Genomic DNA, 24,061 nt, shown 5'->3' with positions numbered 1-24,061 from the left:
GCCTTACCCCACCTTCCGCGCCGGTTCGGCATCGATCGCATGACGGCTGGCCTTGTACGGCAGGCCCAAGTGCTCGCGCAGGGTCTGCCCTTCCAGCTCGCGCTGGTGGTAGCCGCGCGCCTGCAGGATCGGCAGCACCTGGGTCACGAAATCGTCCAGGCCTTCGCGCTGTGCGGCGAAGCCGAGAATGAAACCGTCGCTGGCACCGGCGTCGAACCAGCGGATCAGCTCATCGGCCACGTGCTCCGGCGTGCCGATGAAGTTCGGTCGCGGGCTCACCGCTTCAAGCGCCACCTGGCGCAGGCTCAGGCCCTTCTCACGCGCATCCTGCTTGATGCGGTCGGTGGTGGAACGGAACGAATTGCTGCCGATGTCACCCAGCTCCGGGAACGGTGCATCCGGGTCGTACTGGCTGAAATCGTGGTGGTCGAAGAAGCGGCCGAGATAGGCCAGTGCGTCCTCCAGCGTGGCCAGTGCGGCGATTGCCTGGTACTTGGCTTCGGCCTCTTCGGCAGTGCGGCCGACGATGGGGCCAATACCCGGGAAGATCTTCACGTCATTGCCGCTGCGGCCGTGCGCGATCGCCGAATTCTTCACCTTCTGGGTGAATGCGCGGGTCTCTTCCAGCGACGGCGAATGGGTGAACACCGCATCGGCGTACTTGCCAGCCAACGCAATGCCATCATCGGAAGAACCCGCCTGGAAAATCACCGGCTGGCCCTGTGGCGAACGCTGGATGTTGAGCGGACCTTCCACCTGGAAGAAGCGCCCCTTGTGATCGAGCCGGCGGAACTTCTCCGGTGCAAAGAACGTGCCGCTGTCGCGCTCGCGCACGAAGGCGTCGTCGTCCCAGGAATCCCACAGTCCCTGCACCACCTCCAGGTACTCGTCGGCGATCTGGTAGCGCAGCGCGTGCTCCGGGTGCGGCCGGCCGTAGTTGCGGCCAGAGCCCTCCAACGGCGAGGTCACCACGTTCCAGCCAGCGCGGCCGCCGCTGAGCAGATCCAGCGAGGCGAACTGCCGGGCCACCGTGAACGGGTCGCTGTAGGAGGTCGACAGCGTACCGGCCAGGCCGATCTTCTTCGTCGCCGTCGCCAGTGCCGACAGCAACGAGATCGGCTCGAAGCGGTTGAGGAAGTGCGGAATCGACTTCTCGTTGATGTACAGGCCATCGGCCACGAAGCCGAAGGCGATGCCGTTGTCCTCGGCAGTGCGCGCGATGTCGATGTAGAACTGCAGGTTGACGCTGGCATCGGCCGGGTTGGATGGATGCTTCCAGGCATGCATGTGACTGCCGGGGCCCTGCAGCATGATGCCGAACGGAATGTGGCGCGGGGTCGTGCTCATGGGAATCGCTCCTGCAGGTCAGGCCACCGCCGCGCGCGGCGCGGGCGACAGCAGTTCAAGGGATGTCAGGCGTGCGTCGAGGTCGGCCACCGGTGCATCGAGAATGAACTCGCCCACGCCGAAGCGCCGGTGCAGCGCATCCAGTTCGTCACGCACGTGCTGCGCATCGCCAGACAACACGCTCGGGCGGGTTTCCTCGATGCGGAAGTCGGCCACGCCCACCTGGCGCGCGTACTCGGCAGCCGCCTCCGGGCTGGGCAGGTTCACCGCTTGCCCGGGACCGAGGTGCAGCTTGTAGACCCGCAGCGCACCGATGTGACGCGCTGCGGCTTCAGCAGTCGGTGCGGCGAAGGCCACCGTGGCCAGCAGCGGTGGCTGCGAGGAGACGCGGCGATAGGCATCGAACGCAGCCTCGATGTGTTTCGGGTCGCCATCAAAGTGCGCGGCGTAGACGAAGCGCCAGCCAAGCTCGGCCGCCTGCTTGGCGCTCTGCGGGCTGGCACCAAGCAGGAAGCGCTCCGGCGCCTGCTGCGGGATCGGGCGCGCCTGCGCCTCGGCGTCGGTACCCGACAGGTAGCCCTCCAGGTCGCGCAGCTGCTGGTCGAAATCGGCAAACGCCGGCCGCCCCGCTGCCAATGCAGCCGTAGAGGCCGGCAGGCCACCGGGTGCCTTGCCCACGCCCAGGTCCACGCGCCCTGGCGCCAATGCCGCCAGCAGGTTGAAGTTCTCCGCCACCTTGTACGGCGCGTAGTGGCGCAGCATCACCCCACCGCTGCCGATGCGGATGCGCCGGGTCTGCGCGATTACCCAGGCCGCGAGCACTTCCGGTGCGGGGCTGGCCAAGGTCGGCGCGGCATGGTGCTCGGCAAACCAGTACCGGTGGTAACCCAACTGCTCGGCGCGCTGTGCCAGCTGCAGGCTGTTGCGCAGCGCCTGCTCCGGTGAGGCGCCCTCGGCCACCGGACTCTTGTCCAACACGCTGATCTGATAACTCATGGTCGCGTCCTCGCTCAGGGGTGGGCCACGGGAATGCCAAGCAACCCGTTCAGCGCAGCCAGGATCGGTTCGGCACCGGAGATGTACTGGCGATCCTGGTGCGCGCCACTGGCCAGGTCGCTGCGCACGCCCTGCGGCAGCACCAGCTTCGGCAGCGACTGGTCCTGCTCGCCGATCTCGGCGATCACCTCGCGGCGCGGCCGTGCGAAGCCGATGCGACGTACGTCCAGCTGCGCGTCGAGGCCGTCGATGCTCGACAGCGCCCCTTCCAGCAACAGGCTGTGCCGGCAGAAGAAGCGCTGGCCGGGAATCTGTCCGTCCTCGAACTCACGGTCGAGCAGGAACAGGATGGGCTTATCGATTGCGTCCAGACTCACGGGGTCGTCCTCATTGGGGGGCGGCCATGCGATGCCGCGTCGATATCGATGCTAGAGATGACAGCCGTCGGCACGGCGATGCCAGGCGACAATCGGCGGTCAGATCCGGCCATGCAGATGCGCCTTGGCCATAAGCAAAGCGCCGCCGGTTATGGCGTCAGGCGATGCGTCGCAGCGGCGCCGCTACCGCCAGCGACTGCGTGGCCAGATGCCCGGCCGCACGCTCGGTCGCCAGCGCGATGCGCGCCTGCAAGGCCACACTGGTGATGTGCTCACCCTCGAAGTCGGCCGGCGTGGCGTACACCCCGATCGGTAGCGTGTGCGCCTGCAGGAAACTGAACAACGGCCGCAGCTGGTGATCGATCACCAGCGCATGGCGCTCACTGCCACCGGTTGCCGCCAGCAGTACCGGCGTATCCACCAGCGCTTCCAGTTCGATGAAGTCGACCAGGTGCTTGAACAGGCCCGGATACGATCCACGGTGCACGGGCGCTGCCACCACGAGTAGTTCGGCGGTCTCGATGGTCCGCAGCGCCTGTTCCACTGCCGGTTCCACTTCACCCCGCGACAGTGACTGGCCCAGCGAGCGTGCAATCGGCGCCAGCTCCACCCGCTCCACGCTGGCATGCACCCGCTCCTGCAGAGACGCCAGCAGATACCGCACCAGCAGCAACGTACGCGACGTCGCCGAACTGGTCGGCGACCCCACCAATGCAACCACCTTCAATGCAGAAGACATGAACTGCTCCTCGATGATGCCGGACTACGTCCGGCCGCCCTTCGCCTTTTGTAGAGTCGAGCCATGCTCGACTGCTCCAGATCAGAACCGGTAACTGACCCGCCCGTACCAGTACGCCCCAACGTTGCTCAGCACATCGCCGTTGTCCCAGGTCGTCTCGATACTGGCCACATCGGTGGCGCTGCGCGCGTACTCGGGCACCTTGCGCGTGCGCTTGTCGAACACGTTGTTGATGCCCAGCGCCGCGCTCCAGCCCGCCCCCAGCTCCACGCCACCGGACAGGTTGGTCACCAGCACCGGTGGCTGCTTGTACTCCACGCCGTTGTTCAGGCGCTTGATCGGGCCGTAGTAGGTGAAGTCCAGGTTCGAGCGCCAGCGCCCGTTCTGCCAGCCCAGCCCGGCCACCTGGGTGTAGCTGGGCGTGCGGAAGCGCAGCGCGTACTCGCTGGACCTGGTCAGCAGGTTGATGTTCGGCAGCCCCTGCAGCGCAGCCGGAATGTCGCTGACCTTCTGGATGGTGGTACGGCCGACGTTGGCCGCGTAGCTCCAGCGCAGCTTGCCCCACGTGGTTTCCTGGTTCGCCTCCAGCGTCAGCTCGACACCGCGTGTACGCGTGTTGCCCACGTTGGTGAAGTAGCTGGCATAGAACGCATCACCCGGCAGAATGCTGATGCCGGCCGAGCCCAGCAGCGCATCGATAGTGTTCTTCTGCGCCACACTCAGCACCGTGCCGCTGTTGTCGGTGACGCGCGCCGGATCCTGCGCGTTGTAACCGATCTGGCTTGACTGACCGAGCTGGCCGCGGATGTCGATCTGATAGGCATCCACTGCCAGGTGGAACGCCGGGCTCGGGTCCCAGGTCACGCCCAGGCTGTAGTTGGTGGCTTTCTCGGGCTTCAGCGGCGTGGCACCCAGCGCGATCGCCGCCGGCGAAGACACCTGCGCCACCAGCGTGGTCCCGCACGGGCAGCTGCCAGTGGCCTGGTAGAACTGCGCGCCCAGGCTGGGCGCATGGAAGCCGTTGCTGACCGTGGCGCGCACGCCCAGCGCATCGGTGAAGTCGAAACGCGTGGTCAGGCGGCCGGTGGAGACACTGCCGAAGTCGGAATGGTCTTCCCAGCGCGCGGCCGCATCCAGATACCAGCGCGAGGTGATGTTGGTGGCCGCGCCCACATAGACCGCCTTGCTGTTGCGGGTAGCCTTCACCGCATCGGCGGTGGAATAGCCGACGAACGCCGCGGCACCGAAGCCGGTATACGACTCCCACTGCCCTGCCCCGCGCTCGTACTGTTCGTGCTGGTACTCCGCACCGGCACTCACCTCCAGTGGCGAGGCAAACGCTGCCACCTCGAAGCCACGCCGCAGGTCCAGGTTGGCGATGCCCTGCTGGTAGTCCAGCTTGCCGTCGTAGAAATCAGTGGGCGAGCCGGGGTACGGCAGCGAGTAGTTCACCGAGTTGCGCGTATAGGTACGCACTGTGCTGCGGTTGCCGGTCAGGCTGGCGTCGTAGTCCCAGCCCGCGACCTGGCCTTTCACGCCTGCGGTACCGGTGTACTGCTTTTCCTTGGTTTCCAGCACCGGCAGGAAGCCATCGGGAAACACGCTCAGCACGCCGGGTGCCTTGTAGGTAGTGAAGATGGTCGCCGGCAGGCGGAAGTTCTGGATCGCCTGCGCGGTGCGGTCGCTGGCGGTGGCATTGGCGTAGAACTGCGCGCTGTCGCCCAGGCCATGGCCCACGTTCACCGCGAAGGCCTTCAGCGCATACGACGGCGAGCTGAGGATGGTATTGGCCTCGGCATTGCGGCTGGCTTCGGCCGGGTTCGGCGTTGCGCCGGCCGGCAACCGGTTGTTCGGACGCAGTGCCACCCGATTGCCGTTCGCATCCACGGCCGGGTAACTCAGGTAGCCATCGATGTAGCGGCGGGTACGAATCGCATGATGCTGGCGGGTGGACTCGCCGGACAGGTTGATGAAGCCGTCCTGGCCCCACGGCAGGCCGACATTGGCGCGCACGCTGGTACGCGAACCATCGCCATCGATGCTCTGTCCGCTTTCCACGGCAAACTCGCCACCGTGCGCCTGCGATTTCAGGATCACGTTGACCACGCCAGTGATCGCGTCAGAACCGTAGATCGCCGAAGCACCATCGCGCAGCACTTCCACATGGTCGATGGCCGAGACCGGAATCAGTGCCAGGTCTGCCCAGGCGTGCCCCGGGAAGCCGCCGCCATTCGCCCCGCTCACATAGGCGCTGGCATTGCGGCGCTTGCCGTTGACCAGCACCAGGGTGTAGCCGGGCGACAGGTTGCGCAGCTGGTAGCCGCGGATCAGGCTCTCCTGGTCGCTCTGGTAGCCGCCGATCTGGCTCAGCGACGGCAGCGCACGCTGCAGCGCTTCCAGCAGGTTGGCCTGGCCGGTGGAGGCAAGGTCCTCGGCGGAGATCACATCGATAGGCGTGGAGCTGTTCTTCACCGTACGCGTGCTGGTGCGCGAGCCGGTCACCACCACCGCATCCAGCGTGGATGCCGCGACATTGGCGGAGGCTGCCGTGGTGGCAGGATCCGCATCGGCTTCAGCGGCATGGCTGGATGACGCGGCAAGGACGGCTGTGATCAGAACAGCGAGAGAGCTCAGGACAGGGGCGTGGGCGGCAGGCATGGGGGCTCGTGGGGGTGGGCCGGAAACACGCTTCCATTCAAGGGCCTGTTCACCCACGGCAACAGGCGGGATCGCGTCACCCAACCGTCATATCCGGCCACCCACATGACTGCTGGTAATGAGGTTAGGCGGGGCTGCGCACGCGGCCGGCGGCGGACGACACCCGACGGGGTAGAGTCGGGTGCCCAAGCCAGACGAATGCCCCCGTACACATGCTCCACAGGCATCACCTCATGCCCGCGCATCACTCTGCGGCGCACATCACCACCCGTAGCATCAAGCCATGCCCAGCCCATCCGCCGATCCCAACGCGCCGCTCGTCGCCATCGTCGCCTGCCACGGCCAGGGACTGTTCGAGTTCGGCTGCGCGGTCGGCCTGTTCGCACCCGTGCGGCCGGAACTCGGCGTGGCCTGGTACCGCACCCAGCTCTGCGCAGGCGAGCCCGGTGCACTGCGCATGCTCGGTGGTACCCAAGTGCAGCTGCCCTACGCGCTCGATGCCGTCGACGACGCCGACATCATCGTCATCCCCGGTTGGCGCGAACCCAGCGAGCGCCCACCGCAGGCACTGCTCGATGCACTCATCCGTGCCCACGCACGCGGCGCGCGCATCGCCTCGATCTGCTCCGGTGCCTTCGTGCTGGCCTGGGCCGGGCTGCTCGATGGCCGCCAGGCCACCACCCACTGGCGCCTCACCGAAGCGCTGGCACGCGACTTCCCGCGCATTGATGTGCGCGAGGATGTGCTCTATGTGGATACTGGCAGCATCATCACCTCGGCCGGCTCAGCCACCGGCATGGACATGATGCTGCACATGGTGCGCAAGGATTACGGCGCACGCGTGGCCAACCTGGTCGCCGAGCGGCTGGTGCTGGCACCGTGGCGCGATGCCGGGCGCAGCCAGCGCGTCAGCCGCGCGATCCCCAACGGGGAACCGACGCGTCTGGCGAAACTCATGGAGTGGATGCGCCGCAACCTGCGCGAGCCCCATTCACTGGGCAGTCTCGCCGAGCAGGCTGCACTCAGCCAACGCACCTTGCAGCGGCAGTTTCTGGAAGCCACCGGCCTGTCGCCGATCGACTGGCTGATCCGCGAGCGCGTGGCCTTCGCCCGCGAACTGCTGGAAACCACCGACCGGCCATTGCAGTGGATTGCAGAACAGGCCGGTTTTGGTTCGCAGGAATCCTTCCGACGGCACTTCCGAGGTCAGGTCGATGCGAGCCCTACCGAGTACCGCAGCCAGCATCGCGGCGGTATTGGCGCGGATCGGTTGGTGGGCTGCTGATCCAACTCAGCGCTCTCCAGCGCCACGTGAGAAAAGGCTCACGGCGGACGGTGGAGACCCACGTATAGTGATGGGCGTCACACGAAGCCCCTTCCATGCTCCACGCATTTGCTTACTCCAGCCACATGTCGGCTGGGCTTTCCGATGAAACCCTCCGCCTGATCGTCTCGGGCTCTGCCGCGTTCAATCGCCGGGTGGACGTCACCGGAGCGCTGCTCGTCGACGGGCAGCGCTTTTTCCAGTACATCGAAGGCCCGCCCGACGGCCTGGAGGCGGTCAGGCGCCGCATCCATGACAGCCGTTCGCATGCTGCCGTGGTGCCGGTACTGGACATGGCGATCAGTACCCGTGCCGTTCCCTACTGGGCCATGACCCACATCGAGACCGGGCAGATCGTGGTGTCCGGCCTGGTCAATGCGCGATGGGACGAGTTTGGCCATTCCATTCCGGGCATGGATCAGCTCGTCGGCCTGCTGCGTCCGCACTTTCCGCGCATCGGCACCGCCGGTGCACGACGCGCGACCGCCGGATGCACCTGAACCGCCGCCGCGCGCGCGCTGGCCCGCGCGGCCATGTGACTCCTGCGGCCGTCATCATTCAAAGCGTCTTCCCCACGGTCTTCTCCACGCCCACAGCATGTCTCCACCCGCTCATTCATCAACGGACGCAAGCGCATTGCCCGCTGACCTGTTCGAAATCGTCGTCATGCGTGCAGGCACGGCCCTGTTCGCGATCGACGTGCGGGCAGCCATCGAAATACGCGGCCCGGAGAGGTTCGGCCCGGTAGATCATCCGGGCAGGCCGACCCTGGAGGTGCGCGGGCAAGCGTTGCCGGTGGCCGACCTGTGCAGCATGAGCGGTCAACCGGCATTCGAGGGTGGATGCCCGGCCATGCTGTTGATCAAGGCAGGCACTTCAACGCTGGCACTGGCTGTTGACGAGGTGCTGCAGATCGAGACGCCAGATGCATCTCCAGACGTATCCGCGCCTGCCCAAGGTCGATCGTTCAACTTCTGCAGCCGACACGTCCAGATCGATTCCGCACGTTCGGCTGCGCTGATCGAACCGCAGTCGCTGCTGGCTGCACTCGCGGTGCGGGACTGAGGCGCATCTGCTCAAGTTCGCCTGCAAACCGCCTGAAACCGCATGCGCCAGCACTGCGCGGCAAAGCCGATCACAAACGCCACCGTCAATCCCAGCAGCGTCTGCAGCACCACCGGGGACATCGGCGCCGCAGCAATCGGATGCGCTGCCGGCAAGCGGGTCAACGTTTCATTGACGCCGGGTACCAACGACAGCAGGAAGCTGAAAGACAGCGCGAACGTTGACAGGTAACGCGCTGCGCGCCCCAGCCAGCGCAGCCGGGCGGCCAGCACGCCGCCGAATGCCACCAGCAGCACGATCACCCCGAATGCGTGGCCGGGGTTGATCCCGCCCGTGCTGGACACGGTGAACGACGTGGCCACCGACAGCACCAGTCCGAGCAGGTACAACTTGCCGGAACGTGTGGCTGGGTCGATCGCGCGATGGCGAATGAAGGCATACAGGCCGGCGAACAGCGGTACCAGGCTGACTGCCGTGTGGATCACGCCCAGGGGGGACAGAGAGTGCGACATGGAACATCTCCAGAGTTAAATGTACCTACTAGTAGGTAGACTAATGGTTCAAAAAAGAAGGCCCACGTCGCCGCAGGCCCCACCACAGTCATGTCAGGCAGTCGCGCTCACCCGCGCAATGGCCAATCGCGCCAGTGCCGCGAACGTCGCCGCATCACCGAAACCGCGCGCGGCCAGCATCGCACCATGCCATGCAGGCATTTGCCTGCATATAGTCCACTCAAGGGCGGCGCCTGCCTGCCCATCGCGAGGAACCTGCAATGGTGGATATCGCACACAGGGTCGGCATCAAGGCCCCCGCAAGCCAGGTGTACCAGGCGCTGGCCACCCCCGAAGGCGTGGCCGGATGGTGGGCCGAAAACACCCATGGCGACCGCGAGGTCGGCGGCACGGTCAAGGTGCGCTTCACGAACAACGGCCAGGAAATCGGCGCCATGGAAATGAAGCTTGAACAGCTTGTTCCAGGCGAGCTCGTGCTGTGGCGGTTCCTCGCCGGCCCTGCCGAATGGATCGGCACGCACGCGCGCTTCGCGCTGAAGCAGGAAGGCGACTACTGCATCGTCCTGTTCACCCACGAAGGCTGGAAGGAACGTGTCGAGTTCACCTCCCACTGCAGCACCAAGTGGGCGGTGTTCCTGATGAGCTTCAAAGCGCTGCTGGAAACCGGCAAGGGCCAGCCCAACCCGCATGACGTCAGGATCGACAACTGGAACTGAAGACGCCCCGCATGAATGCAGACAAGGTGTTCAAGGCCCTGGCTGACTCCACGCGCAGAACCCTGCTGGATCTGCTCTGCGAGGACAACGGCCAGACCCTCGGTCAGCTGTGCGAGCACCTGGACATGGCCCGGCAATCGGTCACCCAACACCTTGGCCTGTTGGAAGACGCGAACCTGATCAGCACCGTGCGCCGTGGTCGCGAAAAGCTGCACTTCATCAACCCGGTGCCACTGCATGAAGTCTATGAGCGCTGGGTACGCAAGTTCGAGCAGCAGCGCCTGAGCCTGCTGCATGACCTGAAACGCGAACTGGAAGGAAAATGACGATGTCCGCAGAGTCCACCCGCTTCATCCACGTGATCTATATCGCGTCCACGCCACAGAAGGTGTTCGAGGCCATCACCCGCCCCGAGATCGCCAGTCGCTACTGGGGCCACGAGAACGTCTCGGACTGGAAGCCCGGCTCGCGCTGGCAGCATGTGCGTGCCAACGAAACGCGCTCGGTCGAGCTGGTCGGCCAAGTGGTGGAAAGCACGCCACCCTCGCGCCTGGTCATCACCTGGGCCGCCGCCTCGCAGGCCGACAACCCCGCTGCCTACAGCCGGGTCACCTTCGACATCGTGCCCTACCAGGACATGGTGCGGCTGACGGTTACCCATGAGGAACTGGAGCCGGGCAGCGGCATGGATACCGGCATCCGCCAGGGCTGGCCGATCGTTCTGTCGAGCCTGAAGTCGCTGCTGGAAACCGGCAAGGGATTGGATGTGTTTGCGAAGCCAAACTGAGTCGTGCCGCAATCGGCGGCGGAGCGCCATCCGCCGCCAGCGCTCCCCATCCGGTCAATCGCTCAATCTGCGCGCACGCCCATAACCGCCACGCACATCCTGCTTGATCCAATCCGCCAGCAGGCGCAGGTAGCCGTCGGTGATCCGCGTCGACACGCGATTGCCCTCGGCATCGGTACGGAACTCGACCATGCCGTGATCGGTATCCGGGAACAGGTAGGTCTCGATCGGCTGCCCCGACGCGCGCAGGCGCGACAGGATCGAACGCGTGGCGGCAATCGGCGCGGCGCGGTCCTGCTCGGCCAGCACCCACAGCAACGGTACCTTCAGGCGGCGCAGCGCGGCCTCGGCGTCGTAGTCCCAGATCAGCTCCAGGTTGTCGAAGCGCGCGCGGCCGATCCGACGCAGGTCGGCGTCACTCATGCGCAGCATGTCACCGCTGTATTCGCCACTGATCGTCCTTGCCCACGGCGTGGCGCCGATCTGCGTACGCACTCTGGCCAGCGCCTCGAACCCTTCATTGAAATGCGTGCGCATCAACCGCGCGGTCGCGTCTGAAAGCTGCCCGACCTGCGCCAACGCCGCCGCAGCCAGCTGCATGCGCTGTGCCTCATCGAACAACTGCTCGCGGTCCTCCTCGATGGGCGACACCACCAGCCCGAAACCGATCGCCACGAAATCCGCCTGCGAGCGCGTCGCCGCCAACGGTGCGATCCACCCGCCCTGGCTGCCACCGAAGTAGCCGGCCCGGCCGAAACGCCCCGCTGCCAGCGCGCGCGCCTTCGTCAGTGCCGCCGCCGCGTCGTCAGCCAGCAGCTCGAAGTTCTGCGTGTACTCGCCTTCCGAATCGCCGGTGCCACGCTTCTGGTAGGCGAACACTGAAATTCCCTGCGCCACCAGCATCCGCTGGTAGATCGCCGCCACCGCCATCGTGCGTTCCGAGCCGTGCACCAGCACCACCAGCGGCCGCGTCGGGTCGGCCGGGCCGGCCGGCTCGATCAACTGCCCAACCAGCGTGGTCCCCGCACTGATGAAGGTTGCCTCGGTATCGCGCGTCGGCAGTCGCTGCCAGCGCTGCGTGGCGCCGGCAGGCGACCTGAAGCTGACCACATCGCCGCTGCAGCTCACCGGTGCGTTGGCATCGCCGGTGGCGCCACGTCGCCCGTCCAGCATCAGATAGCGCTGGCCCGTGGCCGGTGCCGCAGCGGGCGCGCCCAGCACCACGATGTTGTCCTGCCCGTCACCATAGGCACTGGCCGTGCACAGCTCGGCGGCTGCAGCCGGCAGACCCGGCCACACCAACACCGCGGTCAACAACGAACGACTCTTCCACCCTGCCATGCCCTTCCCCGTTGCAGTGAACCCGCGTTGCGCAGGCGCCGGGCGCAGCCTAACGCGTCCACTCGCCAGATTCATGCTGCAACCGCTCGCCGTCGTTCCCCTTCCACGGCCATACTGGGCGGACGATACGGACTTCAGAGCGCACCATGCACACCCATCTCGAACAGATCGGCAGTACCCGCATCCTGCGCAGCTCCGATACAGGCCCCCAGCTGGATGGCAACGCCCTGCGCGACCTGGTCGGCGATGCCCTCGGGCACCAGGCCGAGTGGATCGCCATTCCGGTGCAGCGCCTCTCTCCAGACTTCTTCGAGCTGCGCTCCGGAATGGCCGGGCAGTGGCTGCAGATGCTGGTGAACTACCGCCTGCACTTCGCCGTACTGGGCGATGTCAGCGCCTACCGCGCGCAGAGCGAATCGCTGGACGCGTGGATCACCGAATGCAACCGCGGCCGCGACGGCTGCTTCGTGGCCGACTGGGACGCCCTGCTGGCTCACCTTCCGGCCTCCGCCAGCGCCGGCTGAACGCCGCCCGCACGCCGCCCGCACGCTTACCCTCGCCAGACCCGGTTCCGACCCCGCTCCGACGCCCGCCACCACAGCATCGCCCACAGGCATCCTTGGCGACGTTCGATGAGTGCTTCAGACGCAGAGTCCCTGCACAGCAAAGTGGCGGCGGTCACCCTTGGCTTCTGGGTGATGAAGATCGCCGCCACCACGCTCGGCGAGACCGCCGGCGACCTGCTGTCGATGACGCTCAACCTGGGCTACGTGGCCAGCTCGGCCATCCTGCTGGCGATCTTCGCCGGCCTGCTGGGCATGCAGTTGTCGGCACGGCGCTTCCACCCGGTGCTGTTCTGGTCGGTGGTGCTGGCCACCAGCACCGCCGGCACGACGATGTCGGACCTGATCGACCGCACGCTCGGCTTGGGCTACGCCACCGGCGCCAGCCTGCTGGCTGGCTGCCTGGCGCTGGTGTTGCTGGCATGGCGCATGTCGGAGAAGTCGATCTCGGTCAGCAACATCGCATCGCGCCGCGCCGAAGGCTTCTACTGGACCGCCGTGCTGTTCTCCAACACGCTCGGCACCGCACTGGGCGACTTCCTCGCCGACGATTCCGGGCTGGGCTTCACCGGCGGCGCACTGCTGATCGGCAGCCTCATCGCGCTCACCGCACTGGCCAGCCGCATCAAGGGCATCAACCGGGTCATCCTGTTCTGGATCGCCTTCGTGCTCACCCGCCCGTTCGGCGCCACCTTCGGCGACCTGCTCACCAAGCCGCTGGAAAAGGGCGGCCTGGGCTTCGGCACGGTCGGCTCGTCGCTGGTGCTGTTCACCCTCCTCGCCACGCTGGTGGCGCTGCCGATGCTGCAGCGCAAGGCGCAGCCAGCCAGCTAGCGCGCCGTCCAGCCCCCATCCACCGGCAGCGCCGTACCGGTAATCTGGGCCGCCGCGTCCGAGGCCAGGAACACCACCATCTCACCCAGCTGCTCGGGCGTCACGAACTGCAACGAAGGCTGTTTTTCAGCCAGCAGCGCACGCGCGGCGGTCTCCTGATCCGTGCCTTCGCGCTCGGCCAACGCGGTGATCTGCTGCTCGACCAGCGCCGTCCGCACCCAGCCCGGGCAGATCGCATTGGCGGTAATGCCGGTGCCCGCATTCTCCAGCGCGGTCACCTTGGTGAACCCGATCACGCCATGCTTGGCTGCCACATAGGCCGACTTGTTCACTGACCCGACCAACCCGTGCACCGACGCGATGTTGATGATGCGGCCGGCGCCCTGCTGCTTCATGTGCGGCAACGCCGCCGCCGTTCCATGGAACACCGCCGACAGGTTCAGCGCCAGGATTGCGTCCCACTTCTCCACCGGGAATTCCTCGATCGACGCGGTGTGCTGGATGCCGGCATTGTTCACCAGGATGTCGATGCGCCCCATCGTCGCGACGGCGTGGTCGATCAATCCGCGCACTGCCTCGCCATGGGACAGGTCGGCGCCGTCATGCGCCACCCGTACCCCGAACTTGGATTCCAATGCGGAAAGGATGCGCTCGATTTCCGCCGCATCGCCGAAGCCATTCAGCACGATGTCCGCGCCCTGCCGTGCCAGCGCCGTGGCGATGCCAAGACCGATACCGCTGGTGGAGCCGGTGACCACCGCAACCTTTCCACTGAACATGGGCGAGCTTCCATCAAGTACAGGCAACCAGTTTAGCCCCGCAGATCCACGCCACACGTGACTGCCGCGATTCCAGTAGCAATTGTCTTGTCAGGGGCAGCCGAGGGCCACCTCGGCGTCCCGCTTACGGGCGTTGAGGATCACCAGCATTTTGCGCATGACCGCCACGAGCGCCACCTTGCTCGCTTTGCCCTTGGCCTTCAGGCCAGCGTAAAACGCGCGCAGTCCTGGCTCGTACCGGATGGCCGTCAGGGCCGCCATGTAAAGGGCTTCGCGTACTACTGCGCGCCCACCACTGATCCGCCGTTGGCCCTGCCAGGTGCCACTTTCGCGGTTCATCGGGGCCAACCCCACCAGCGATGCTATGGCTTTGCTTCCCAAGCTGCCCAGTTCGGGCAACTCGCAGGCCAGTGTGCTGATCAGGATGGGGCCGACGCCTTTGAGCGTGCCGATATTCTTCCAGCCAGGCTGTCCCTCAAGCTGCTCGGCAATAGCTTTATCCAGTTGCTTCAGGTCGTCAGATAGCTGGGCTATATGGCGTTGCTTCATCGCAATCAGATCCGGATCGACCAATCGCCGCAAGCGCTGCATCTGACTGACCCGCATCTGCACCAGATGCCTGCGGCATTGCGCAAATTCAGCCAGACGCTGCTGCCAAGGGGCAGGCGGTACGTAGCGGGTCAGCGGCAACAAATGGGCCATCTGCGCCAGCACTGTCGCATCGAGCCGATCGGTCTTGGCGGCACGGCCCGTGCCTTGGGCAAATCGCCGTGCACGCGCCGGATTGATTCGCACCATCGGCAGGCCGGCGGCGTGCAATACATCCAGAGCAGCACGCTCGTAACCCCCGCTTGCATCAAGAACGACCTGCTTGATCGGCCACGTCTTCAGCCACCGAATCAAGCGCACAAAGCCGCGCTTGTCGTTGCTGAATTGGCGAAACTGCTCTCCATGGACGACCACATCCAGCGTGGCTTTGCTCACATCGATCCCGATCCCAAACATGGCAGAACTCCGCTAGGCTGACAGGGTCGAGAGCTCTCCCCGCTTGCCCAGTCTTATCAGTTCGAGCGCCAACTCAACCAACTGTTCGGGCGGTTCAGGGAGAATCCGGCGTGGGGACCCAAGCTACTTCTCGGTCGCAAGACCTGGATCCACACGGTCGCCCACGCCGGGCTCTCGGCCCCCAAGGTGCCAGATCGGCAAGAGATAAGATCCACGCCACGCGTGGATGCTCTCCCTCAACGTAGCCTCAACTCGATGATCCCAAGGACGGAGGCCGCTCGGGCACTCCGCCTGATGTCGCAAATGATATTGGACCCGCCAGGGAATATGCGGATACTCTTGAATCCGCATGGGTCTGCCGAAAGGGTGATAGTCATGGCTTTTGCTTCCCCTCCTGTCCCGGCGAACCTCCGGGAAATGCTCAAGGACTATCCGGAGCTTATCGAGAGGCTGCGGGAAGCGCTCATTTCCGTCAACACCAGAAGCACGGGGTCTTTACCGCCGTTTGAGGATGCAGTGTGGAAGCTCGAGGATTGTCTCGACAGCTTTATCAATGACGCCCAGGCTGAGCTGACGGCAGCTAAGGCATCAGGTGATGCTGAATTGATTTCAGCGACCGACGGCAAATTCAAGCTGATGTTCCGAGCGCGATCCGGCAATGGCGGAATGAAAGGTCTCCATGAACTTCGCGATTATTTCAAGGAATCGGAGAAGCGGCGCTAGTTGGAGCCGCATCTGCAATTGAGCCCCGCAAGTCATTTCGCCCGCATCTCTGATGTCATCCTTCCGGAAAGCCGTTTGGACCAAATTACAAGCCAGCTGATGCCTCATGCCTTCATTCTTGCGGAGTAGACATGACCAAGGTGAAGGAGAATTGATCCGTACCGTCGAATTTGAGATTCCCGAGCCAGCATGCTGAACGTCAGCGATCTGGCGGGCTACTTCTTGGCCAAAGACCGAGGCACGTGAATAGTCTTGTGGTGGCCGGCCAGCGCTGAAACGCCGACTGCCAGGAGAGAAAGTAGTCCCAAGAGCGGCACGAATGCGGCCAGCGCCAGGATCACCCCAAGACGGAGGTTCCAGCTGGCCAGCCGGGAGACGATAGCCGGCCTGCCGTGGGCAGCATTGAACTTGCCACTGCAAGTGCAGATACTCATGAGAACGCATCAAATCGCTAGATAGGTGAAAGCCATGCCTCAGCCCCTTCCCCCGGTACCGTCAAAGCTCCTTGAATTGCTCAAGGACTATCCGGATCATATCGAACGACTGCAGAAGGCTCTCAATTCGATAGAGAATAGAAGAATCAAGTCCACCCCACCCTTCGAGGCCGCAGTCTGGGAGTTGGAGGACTGCCTGAGCGCCTTCAAGATTGAAGCGCGCGCTGAAATTGACGCCGCGGTGGCATCAGGCGATACGCAAGCGATTGAACGAGCCAAAGAAAAGGAACGACTGATGTCATTTGCCAGGTCCAGCAACATTGGCCTAGCGAATCTCAGCGAGCTGCGTGCCCACTTTGACGCCAGTATGGAGTAAAGCTAATGGCCTCCATGGATGGTCAGTTGCCGGTAGACGTACATCAGCGGGTTCTTCGGGAAACGATCATTCCCGAGAGTGGCTTGAGTCACCATACCTCACAGACAACACCAAAGGCCATCCTCCTCGCAGGGCAACCAGGCGCAGGAAAGGGCACGCTGAAGGACATCAGCAGAGCGGAACTTGGCGGAAATGTAGTTGTCGTGGATCCCGACGAACTACGCGATGCGTATCCAGATGTAGAGCGACTGTACGAGCGGCACCCGTACACTTGGGCCGGGCACACCCACGAGGACGCCAGCCACTGGGCAAAAGAACTGCGTGCGGGAGCAGTCGAGGGTCGTAGGAACCTCATCCTCGACACGACGCTGGGCAATGGTGATAGTGCGATCACGCTGATCAAGGATCTTCAGGCCAATGGCTACGAAGTGGAGATTCGAGGCGTCGTCGCGCATCGGCTGGAAAGCGAACTTGGCGTGGATGCACGCTTTTCCAACTCTCTGGACAACTATGGCTTCGGCCGCTACGTCCCCGAGGACGTGCGCAAACACGTTTACGATGCCCTGCCCGGAAATCTGGACAAGGTCCAGGCCGAGACCGGCACCCAGATTCGACTCTACGGACGCGAAGGCGCTCAGGTCTACGACAGCCATAGCGATACCCGCCTACCGGGCGCAGCGCTGGAAACCGAACGCGAAGCTCGACTGAAAGACCCTCGAATCACCCAAACCCTGCGCGATGATTGGCGCGCACAAGGCCGCTGGCACGCCGAACTCACGGCCGCCCTTCCCCTCAACGACAAGATAAGTCCACCTACAGCCGCAGCCGTTCTCGATGAGCGCGCAACGCTCAAGGTTGTTGAAGGCATTACGCCCAACATCCAGGAAGCACGCGGCATCGATCACACCATCCGCGTGCGCCCAAACATGGTGCGGGGCGCCGTCATCGGTGGCGCCGCAGCGACGGTCGTTGAAGCCGCGACGGAAGGAACAAGGATTGCCGACCTCTACGCGCGGGACAACCGGACGGGCGCGGAAGCCGCGCTGCTGGACTTCGGAGCACGCAGCGTCGGCGGTTGGACCGGCGCGGTAGTGGGCGCCAAAGTCGGTACGCTGCTGGGCATCGAGTCCGGCCCCGGCGCCATTGTCACCGGCATCATCGGTGGCGGGTTGGGCGCCTGGGGTGGCAGTGAGATCGTCGATTGGATTGAGAAGTACCAGATCAACAATCAGGCCGACAACACCGGTAGGGTATGGACGTTTGACCCGGCGCATCCCGAAAATGGCTGGACACACAGCGAGCGGGAGATCGTAGGCACCGTCGGCACCCTGGCCGACCGCCCGATCTACGGCGCGACCACGCTGCTGACCGCCGATGCCGAACTGACCCAGCAGCTGAACTACCAGGCCTCAAGCCGGGCCGTCGGGCTGCGGCTGTCCGAGCCTGATCAACCGATCAATCCCTTCAGCATCGCAGGCGACGCCAGCGATACACCCAGCGCACTCCCGCGCTCCTGGGAGCGCAACCCGGAAACCGGCGAATGGCGACGCGAGGTCGTCCATCAGGTCCTCGAGCACGGCATCAAGAACACCACTGTAGAGGTAGCCGACGCAACCAAGGCAGCCCAGTTTGATGAAGCCGCACAGGGCATCATGGCCTTCAATGCCGCCCGAAGCTCGGCGGCCTTTGCCAAGCAGTATGAGGAGGCCTACACCGCACAGGGCTGGTCCCAGTACGGAGCTATTCCTGATGAAGTGATCTGGGCCCGTGAGCATCCCGATCACGTACTCGCCTCCGACGGACGCACCTATCAGCATCAGGGCGATGGTGAGTGGCTGCATGACGGCTGGATCTACGATTCGCTGGCCGAGGGCAACATCCGCGACGAGTTGAACAGTACCTACCCGCAGATCCGGGCCATCCAACAGATGGAGGCGCCCGTACCCAGCGCCCGCGAACGCAGTATCGAGGCATTGACCGCCAACGAGCGCGATGCCCACGAACAGGCCATGCAGGAAGCCAATCGACTTGGCGTCGCTGCACCGCAGGTGCAGCAGATGGCCGCCGCTGCCGTGGCTGAGGTTCGCGGAGAGCACGCCGAAGAACGCCTGACGCCACAAACAGTGATCGATACGCGCACCGTTGAACGCGCTGCGCTTGCGCCCAACACATCACCCTTGGTACAGGAGCATCATGTTCCTGCGCCTGCAGCGCCGACGCCTTCGGATCGTGTGGAATCTGTACAGGAACCGGCTCGCCGCGAAGCACCACGACAGGAGCCGACCGCAGCCGCTGCAACGCAACCTGCACGGGATGAGTCAAGCGAGCGGCAAGCGCATACCGAGGCAGATCCTCCTGCGCACCCGATGCCGGCAGCTCCTGTGCCGTCACCCGACATTCCCTCCGCTGAGCGATCTCCCGCGCAGCCAGAAGTGAGTGCGCTACCGACGCCGGATATCGGGCACCCGGCTCCTGCGCAGGAGCCCGTTGCAACTGACCCACACTCCCCGGCCCCGTCAATCCAGACCGAAGTGGCTGAAGCCGCGCCGGCTACTGCCCGCCTCCACGAAGCCGAAGCGAAGTCGGCGCCGGTCCAGCCGGAGTCAGACGCTCCAGCCACACTCGCGAGAGCCGAGCCCGCTGCGCCCCCGCTGATGACAGACGCGGCGACCCAAGTCTCGCAGCACGAGCCTCCCTACACGCCACCACCCGTGGAGGCACCGCCGGCATCACCCTCAAGCGCAACGATCCAGGAACCCGAAGCGCCGCCCGCGCCCCTGCTGCCTACCCAGCCCGAGCATCCCGATCATGCGCTCTATCAACAGGTGCGCGAAGGCGTAGCGGCGCTGGACGCCAAACACGGTCGCACCTTCGACGAAGCCAGCGAGCGCATGACCGCCAGCCTGCTGGTGCTGGCCAAGGACAACGACCTGGACCGCGTCGACCACGTACTGCTGAGCAACGCCACCGCAGACAAACCCGCCGGTCATACTCTGTTCGTGGTCCAGGGCGAGCCCAGCGACCCCGCACACCAGCGCGCCGCAATGCCGACCGAACTGGCCGCACAGACCTCGGTCGAAGAATCCATGCAGCAGTTCGACGCCGTCAGCCGCGAAGCGCATCAGCGCGCCATCGCCAACCAGCTGGAGCAGCAGCTGGAAGATCAGCGCGTGCAGCACGATATCCAGGCCCGCGCCGCCAGCATGGGCTGAGTGGGTGAGACACGTGCGAGATCATTCACAACAACCCGCCCTCCTGGGCCCCTGTTTGCCAATCGGGGCCACTGATATCGCCACATAATCAGAAGAAGGGACTCGCTCGATCAACGGTCGCGAGCGGGTTGGCCTTCCGCACCGCCGCCAGAAAGAGCAGGAAATCCCGATTGAACAGCGACAGGTTGTTGGTGAACGTCACGCACTTTCTACCCGATGCTCTGCTGAAGCACACCTGCCAGACATAACGGGAATAGATGACGTCGGAAGTTCGTGTGACTGAGGTGATCTGCGAGAGCGGAAACGCTGTGGGCACCGGTCCCCGCCGCAGGTAGAACGATTCTGTATCAAAGAAATAGTGCTCGCGATCCTCTTTGCCATCCACCATCACCAATGTCATGGATGTACCGGAGATCCGGCGAGGGGGATCCAAACGCAGCCCCGTTTTCACGGACGAGCGAGCAGTTGCCGACATTCGCCGAAGGATGAACCAGAGGATCACCAACGGAAGCGCCGCAAGGACAATGAAACCTACGGTCTTCAGAACAGTTTCCAGCGTGCTGGGCACAGAGATCTCCAGGATGAACGTTCAGGCGATGCCCAAGTAGATCCACACCACACGTGGATGACTCTCCCTCAACGCCTTTTCACTTCCAATGATCCGGCCCCAGGAACGGCAGGCTCAACACAAACACCGGCACCGCCACAGGGATCAACGCCGCCCCCAACACCTTGCCCGCCGCCGAACCCACACCCGGCTTGTCCTCCCTCTCCGGCAGGATCCGCTGCGCCCGCGCATTGATCGGCTGTGCCAGCTTCCCCTTCTCCGCCAGCGCCGCAGCATCCGGCAACTTCACCCGCTCGCCGTCGCCCTCGAACAGCGCGCTGTAATAGCTGCCGCCCTTCTTGGAAAGATTGCAGGCACGGTCAAACGCCAACGCGTAGCGGCTCCGGTCCTGCGGCAGGTAGTAGCGCGCACGCTCATCCACATACTTCGCCTCGCGCGGGAGCACTTCAATCCGCTCCAGCTTGAACTGCGCGGCCTGTTCCGGCGTCACCTGCTCCGGCCGCAGCAGCAGCGCATAGCTGCCGTGCACCTTGGCCTTGTTGGCCGGGTCGCGCCAGTCCTCATGGAAGTACATCTGCGCGCAGGCCACTGCCTCGCGCAGCGGGCTGTCCATCAGCGCCCGGTACTCACGGAACGGCGCGGCATTGAAGCGCATCGGCTCCTCAAAGCGCGGCAGCAGGTACAGCTGGCCGTCGTCGGCCACGAATGCGCCGGTGATCTCGCGGCTTGAGGCGTGCTCCTCCGGGCCACTGGCACAGCCGGACGGCAAGCCAAGGCACAGGGCGGAGAGAATGAAGTGGATGGACGTTCGCATGTCGTGTTCGAGGGCTTCCCTGGAAAAATGGCCCCACCCATAAGGACGAGGCCAGTCCGCCATGGTGCCACGGCACCGCATGCGATGGAGAACCCGGCTTACTTCAACCGCTCCACCAACCGCTGCCCCACCTCCAGCGCCGATGCCGGGTTCTGCCCAGTAATCAGCTCGCGGTCCACCACCACATGCCCCGTCCACGGCGTGGTGTTGCTACTGAACTTCGCACCCGCACGCTGCAACGCAGTCTGCGGGTAGAACTTCATCTCACCGCCGCCCAGCAGCGGCTTGGCCTGCTCTTCTTCCTGGTTGCTGATTACCGTCATCTGGTAGCCGCTGTAGATCCACTTCGGCGTGGCCGGCATCGCACCCGCTTCCAGCTTTGCCACGAAACCACCCGCATCCGGCAGCGTGGACAGCAGCGCGATCGGCCCGTGGCAGACCAGCGCGGTGGTCTTGTTGCGCTGGTGGAAGTCGGCCAGCAGCCGGCCCAGCGCCGGGCTCTTCAGCAGGTCCTGCATCGGCGCGTGGCCACCGGGAATGTAGACCGCATCGAAACGCGCGTAACCCTGCTGCTCGACGCGCGCCAGGCTGACCACCGGCGAGGCGGTCGGCGAGGTCAGCGCCAGTTTCTCCAGCAGCTCCTTGTGCAGCGTCAGCTGCGCCGCATCGTTGCCGAAGTACGCCGGCGTCACCGAGGACGCATCCACCGTCGGGGCCCGCCCCTGCGGCGTGGCGAAGGTCACCTCGTGGCCCGCGTCCAGCAGCAGCTTGACCGGCTGCATCAACTCGTTGAGATAGAAGCCGGTGGACAGCACCTTGCCGTCCTTCAGGTCCAGGTGGTTTTCGTCGGACAGCACCACCAGCACGTTGGCGGCCTGCGCGCCGCTGGCGGCCAGGGTGAGGGCCAGCGCTGCGGCCAGCCGGGTCATCAGGTTCATGGGGAGCTCCTATTGGGGAATGGACGCCACTTTATTCATCGCCCCAGCGGCGATAAATTGGCCCCATCGCAAAACATCTGTTCGCCGGAGAGCCAAATGAGCCGCAAGTTCGACTACCTGGGCGATGTGGAGGCGTTCCTGGCAGTGGTCGAGCACGGCTCGTTCACCGCCGGCGCGGTGGCGCTGTCCACCACGCCTTCGGTGCTGAGCCGCGCGGTTACCCGTCTGGAAGCGCGGCTGGGCCGGCAGCTGCTGCAGCGGACCACCCGCCGCGTGGGCCTGACCGACGCCGGGCGGCTCTATCTGGACCAGGTACGCACCGCCTTCGGCCTGCTGGACGACGCCGAGCGCGACGTGCTGGCCCAGGACGGTGCGCTGGCCGGCCGCGTGCGCCTGAGCGTGCCCACCACCTACGGTCACTACCGGCTGCCGCCCGTGCTGGCGCGCTTTGCGCAGCAGTACCCGCAGGTGCAGGTGGAACTGAACATCACCAACCGCAACGTGGACCTGGTGGCCGAAGGCTTCGACCTGGCCATCCGCCTGGGCCAGCTACCGGACAGCGGGCTGGTTGGGCGGAAGCTTGAAGACGCCCCGCTGCTGCTGGTGGCCGCGCCGGACTACCTGCAGCGCCGTGGCACGCCGCAGACGCTGGACGACCTGCAGCAGCACCTGTGCCTGCCGTTTGTTATGCCGCGCACCGGGCGGCTGGCGCCTTGGATCTTCCGCGACGGCGGGCGCGAGGTGGACTGGCTGCCGCGTTCGTCCATCGAGACCTCCGACGATGTGCTGGGCGTGGTGTCGCTGGCCGAACAGGGCATCGGCATCTGCCAGAGCTATGAGTTCATCGTGCGCGAGCGGTTGCAGCGTGGGGAGCTGGTGGAAGTGCTGCCGCAGCTGCGGGGGCGGTCGCGGCCGTTCTCGGTGATCTACGCGCCGCATCGGCGGCAGTCTGCGGCGGCGCGGGCGATGATTGAGTTGCTGGTGGGGAATGCGGTTGAGGATCGCGTTGGTTGAAGCCGCGAGCTTGTTAACGGTGTCGGGTTTGAACCGATTTTCGGGATGTGCGGCTGATCGCGTGCCGTTGTCTGGCGAGGCAGACTAAGAAGAGTTGCAAAGCAGGCCGTCTCGCTATTCGCTTGTGGCATGGGCGATTGCGCCAGTTTGATTCGCCATCAACTGCGCGCCTGCGCGAATACGTCCAATGGCGTCGCGTGCTGCACGGATGGTGCGTGCAACAATAGTTCTTCGCTCTCGGATTCCTCGATTCCTTCGCGAATTTCTATTGGCATTCGAAGCGGCTGCGTAAACACCATGGTGCGCCACCGACAACGGGTGGCAGCGGGCGTCCAAACCCGAGACAGATAGTTGTTTACGCTTGCCCGTCGGCACCGTCCTTAACCGGTGCCGGCGGGCAATCCGTCGGCCTTTATGGCGGGCGGTGCGTGGGGGTCTTCGGACCCGCCGGTTATTGACAACTGTCTGTCCCGGTTTGGAACCCGCACCGTCCGCCACCTCTTCGCGGTGGCGCTGTTAAGCACAGCCACGGAAGCCGACGCCATGAACGAATCCGACACCTTTTCTTCGTACACCGTTGTTGAACCCATCAACGACGACACTCCCCTGCCCGACCTGAACTCCCTGCTCGGCATCCTCAAGCGAATGCGCGGCTGCGAGGGTGCTAATGGACACCCTTGGCCAGAAACCGATGTGTCACCCGGCCGACGTGTGAGCCTGGCCAGGAGCGAGCGCGCGATGGTGGGGGCGCTGACGGTGCTGGAGCTGCTGCACGCGGCGGACCGCTGCCGTGTGGCAGCGGAGCCGGAGAGGCATCTGGATGAGGGGGTGGTGGACGGGTTGTTTCTGGCTTGTAGAGGGTTGGTTGAGTGGGCCTGTCGGGAGGTTAGGCCGGAGTAATCCACCAGCCCCTCGCTCGATCACACGGGCGCCTATCGG

General features: G+C 64.8%; 25 protein-coding genes and 1 pseudogene. 13 read left to right on the top strand and 13 right to left on the bottom strand.

Annotation, left to right across the window (positions count from 1 at the left end):
• Positions 1 to 3: 3 nt before the first annotated feature.
• From R1H25_RS09490 to R1H25_RS09470, 5 genes are all read right to left on the bottom strand, one after another.
• Positions 4 to 1,347, bottom strand: coding sequence for an LLM class flavin-dependent oxidoreductase (locus R1H25_RS09490; RefSeq protein WP_317223433.1), 1,344 nt, complete (start codon positions 1,345 to 1,347; stop codon positions 4 to 6).
• 18 nt (positions 1,348 to 1,365) lie between these two features.
• A complete protein-coding gene (locus tag R1H25_RS09485; RefSeq protein ID WP_317223432.1) occupies positions 1,366 to 2,343 on the bottom strand; it encodes an MsnO8 family LLM class oxidoreductase in 978 nt (325 codons plus the stop codon).
• A 14-nt stretch (positions 2,344 to 2,357) separates the two neighbouring features.
• Positions 2,358 to 2,720, bottom strand: coding sequence for a DUF3088 family protein (locus R1H25_RS09480; RefSeq protein ID WP_317223431.1), 363 nt, complete (start codon positions 2,718 to 2,720; stop codon positions 2,358 to 2,360).
• Between the two features lie 157 nt (positions 2,721 to 2,877).
• Positions 2,878 to 3,459, bottom strand: coding sequence for an FMN reductase (msuE, locus tag R1H25_RS09475; protein WP_317223430.1), 582 nt, complete (start codon positions 3,457 to 3,459; stop codon positions 2,878 to 2,880).
• A gap of 81 nt (positions 3,460 to 3,540) precedes the next feature.
• Positions 3,541 to 6,117, bottom strand: a complete 2,577-nt coding sequence (locus R1H25_RS09470; RefSeq protein WP_317223429.1) for a TonB-dependent receptor — start codon at positions 6,115 to 6,117, stop codon at positions 3,541 to 3,543.
• A 283-nt stretch (positions 6,118 to 6,400) separates the two neighbouring features.
• Between R1H25_RS09470 and ftrA the strand changes: the two genes are divergently transcribed.
• The 3 genes from ftrA (at position 6,401) to R1H25_RS09455 (ending at position 8,506) form a co-directional block, all read left to right on the top strand.
• Positions 6,401 to 7,402 carry a transcriptional regulator FtrA gene (ftrA, locus tag R1H25_RS09465; RefSeq protein ID WP_164158420.1) on the top strand — a complete coding sequence of 334 codons (1,002 nt, stop codon included), beginning with the start codon at positions 6,401 to 6,403 and terminating at the stop codon, positions 7,400 to 7,402.
• Positions 7,403 to 7,497: 95 nt separating this feature from the next.
• On the top strand, positions 7,498 to 7,941 hold the full coding sequence (locus R1H25_RS09460; protein WP_241881233.1) for a BLUF domain-containing protein: 444 nt from the start codon (positions 7,498 to 7,500) through the stop codon (positions 7,939 to 7,941).
• Between the two features lie 136 nt (positions 7,942 to 8,077).
• On the top strand, positions 8,078 to 8,506 hold the full coding sequence (locus tag R1H25_RS09455) for a chemotaxis protein CheW (protein ID WP_232015540.1): 429 nt from the start codon (positions 8,078 to 8,080) through the stop codon (positions 8,504 to 8,506).
• An 11-nt stretch (positions 8,507 to 8,517) separates the two neighbouring features.
• Here the strand turns inward: R1H25_RS09455 and R1H25_RS09450 are convergent, their stop codons facing one another.
• Together R1H25_RS09450 and R1H25_RS09445 are read right to left on the bottom strand one after the other, a co-directional pair.
• Positions 8,518 to 9,018: a hypothetical protein gene (locus R1H25_RS09450; RefSeq protein ID WP_049449660.1), complete on the bottom strand. Its 501-nt coding sequence runs from the start codon at positions 9,016 to 9,018 to the stop codon at positions 8,518 to 8,520.
• Between the two features lie 93 nt (positions 9,019 to 9,111).
• Positions 9,112 to 9,219: pseudogene (locus R1H25_RS09445) on the bottom strand (TetR/AcrR family transcriptional regulator); the annotation flags it as partial.
• A 59-nt stretch (positions 9,220 to 9,278) separates the two neighbouring features.
• Here R1H25_RS09445 and R1H25_RS09440 point away from each other — a divergent pair.
• The 3 genes from R1H25_RS09440 to R1H25_RS09430 are packed head-to-tail and all read left to right on the top strand — an operon-like array spanning position 9,279 to position 10,521.
• Positions 9,279 to 9,734, top strand: a complete 456-nt coding sequence (locus tag R1H25_RS09440) for an SRPBCC domain-containing protein (protein WP_317223428.1) — start codon at positions 9,279 to 9,281, stop codon at positions 9,732 to 9,734.
• An 11-nt stretch (positions 9,735 to 9,745) separates the two neighbouring features.
• A complete protein-coding gene (locus tag R1H25_RS09435) occupies positions 9,746 to 10,060 on the top strand; it encodes a helix-turn-helix transcriptional regulator (protein ID WP_088480416.1) in 315 nt (104 codons plus the stop codon).
• 2 nt (positions 10,061 to 10,062) lie between these two features.
• Positions 10,063 to 10,521: an SRPBCC family protein gene (locus tag R1H25_RS09430; RefSeq protein ID WP_317223427.1), complete on the top strand. Its 459-nt coding sequence runs from the start codon at positions 10,063 to 10,065 to the stop codon at positions 10,519 to 10,521.
• 54 nt (positions 10,522 to 10,575) lie between these two features.
• Here R1H25_RS09430 and R1H25_RS09425 read toward each other — a convergent pair whose 3' ends face one another.
• Positions 10,576 to 11,862 carry a S9 family peptidase gene (locus R1H25_RS09425; protein ID WP_241881239.1) on the bottom strand — a complete coding sequence of 429 codons (1,287 nt, stop codon included), beginning with the start codon at positions 11,860 to 11,862 and terminating at the stop codon, positions 10,576 to 10,578.
• A gap of 146 nt (positions 11,863 to 12,008) precedes the next feature.
• Between R1H25_RS09425 and R1H25_RS09420 the strand changes: the two genes are divergently transcribed.
• Together R1H25_RS09420 and R1H25_RS09415 are read left to right on the top strand one after the other, a co-directional pair.
• Positions 12,009 to 12,386: a DUF4180 domain-containing protein gene (locus tag R1H25_RS09420; protein ID WP_317223426.1), complete on the top strand. Its 378-nt coding sequence runs from the start codon at positions 12,009 to 12,011 to the stop codon at positions 12,384 to 12,386.
• A gap of 108 nt (positions 12,387 to 12,494) precedes the next feature.
• Positions 12,495 to 13,259, top strand: a complete 765-nt coding sequence (locus tag R1H25_RS09415) for a hypothetical protein (protein ID WP_241881241.1) — start codon at positions 12,495 to 12,497, stop codon at positions 13,257 to 13,259.
• On the opposite strand, the gene R1H25_RS09410 is transcribed toward R1H25_RS09415, so the two are convergent.
• Both R1H25_RS09410 and R1H25_RS09405 read right to left on the bottom strand, forming a co-directional pair.
• Complete coding sequence (locus R1H25_RS09410) at positions 13,256 to 14,038, bottom strand: 3-hydroxybutyrate dehydrogenase (RefSeq protein ID WP_241881242.1); 783 nt, start codon at positions 14,036 to 14,038, stop codon at positions 13,256 to 13,258. The genes R1H25_RS09415 and R1H25_RS09410 overlap by 4 nt on opposite strands.
• Positions 14,039 to 14,128: 90 nt before the next feature.
• Positions 14,129 to 15,043 (bottom strand): IS110-like element ISStma6 family transposase, encoded by a 915-nt coding sequence (locus tag R1H25_RS09405; protein ID WP_317223425.1) that lies wholly within the window; start codon positions 15,041 to 15,043, stop codon positions 14,129 to 14,131.
• Between the two features lie 375 nt (positions 15,044 to 15,418).
• On the opposite strand from R1H25_RS09405, the gene R1H25_RS09400 reads away from it, so the two are divergent.
• The 3 genes from R1H25_RS09400 to R1H25_RS09390 all read left to right on the top strand — a co-directional run bounded on the left by R1H25_RS09400 (position 15,419) and on the right by R1H25_RS09390 (position 19,788).
• The gene (locus tag R1H25_RS09400; RefSeq protein ID WP_227852190.1) at positions 15,419 to 15,766 is read left to right on the top strand and encodes a hypothetical protein; all 348 of its coding nucleotides are present in this window, start codon (positions 15,419 to 15,421) and stop codon (positions 15,764 to 15,766) included.
• 468 nt (positions 15,767 to 16,234) lie between these two features.
• Entirely contained in the window at positions 16,235 to 16,576 is a 342-nt protein-coding gene (locus tag R1H25_RS09395) for a hypothetical protein (RefSeq protein ID WP_241881299.1), read from the top strand.
• A gap of 5 nt (positions 16,577 to 16,581) precedes the next feature.
• Positions 16,582 to 19,788, top strand: coding sequence for a zeta toxin family protein (locus tag R1H25_RS09390; protein ID WP_317223424.1), 3,207 nt, complete (start codon positions 16,582 to 16,584; stop codon positions 19,786 to 19,788).
• 88 nt (positions 19,789 to 19,876) lie between these two features.
• Here the strand turns inward: R1H25_RS09390 and R1H25_RS09385 are convergent, their stop codons facing one another.
• The 3 genes from R1H25_RS09385 to R1H25_RS09375 form a co-directional block, all read right to left on the bottom strand.
• Entirely contained in the window at positions 19,877 to 20,356 is a 480-nt protein-coding gene (locus tag R1H25_RS09385) for a hypothetical protein (RefSeq protein ID WP_317223423.1), read from the bottom strand.
• Between the two features lie 79 nt (positions 20,357 to 20,435).
• A complete protein-coding gene (locus R1H25_RS09380; RefSeq protein WP_317223422.1) occupies positions 20,436 to 21,170 on the bottom strand; it encodes a hypothetical protein in 735 nt (244 codons plus the stop codon).
• Positions 21,171 to 21,268: 98 nt separating this feature from the next.
• Positions 21,269 to 22,108: a type 1 glutamine amidotransferase domain-containing protein gene (locus R1H25_RS09375; RefSeq protein WP_317223421.1), complete on the bottom strand. Its 840-nt coding sequence runs from the start codon at positions 22,106 to 22,108 to the stop codon at positions 21,269 to 21,271.
• A 96-nt stretch (positions 22,109 to 22,204) separates the two neighbouring features.
• Here R1H25_RS09375 and R1H25_RS09370 point away from each other — a divergent pair, with 96 nt between their 5' ends.
• A complete protein-coding gene (locus R1H25_RS09370) occupies positions 22,205 to 23,122 on the top strand; it encodes a LysR family transcriptional regulator (protein ID WP_317223420.1) in 918 nt (305 codons plus the stop codon).
• A 543-nt stretch (positions 23,123 to 23,665) separates the two neighbouring features.
• Entirely contained in the window at positions 23,666 to 24,022 is a 357-nt protein-coding gene (locus tag R1H25_RS09365; protein WP_317223419.1) for a hypothetical protein, read from the top strand.
• The last annotated feature ends 39 nt before the right edge of the window (positions 24,023 to 24,061 follow it).

This window comes from Stenotrophomonas veracruzanensis (genome assembly GCF_032911525.1).
In the GTDB taxonomy this organism is placed as follows: Bacteria; Pseudomonadota; Gammaproteobacteria; order Xanthomonadales; family Xanthomonadaceae; genus Stenotrophomonas; species Stenotrophomonas africana.
This window is presented reverse-complemented; position numbering and strand designations above follow the sequence as displayed.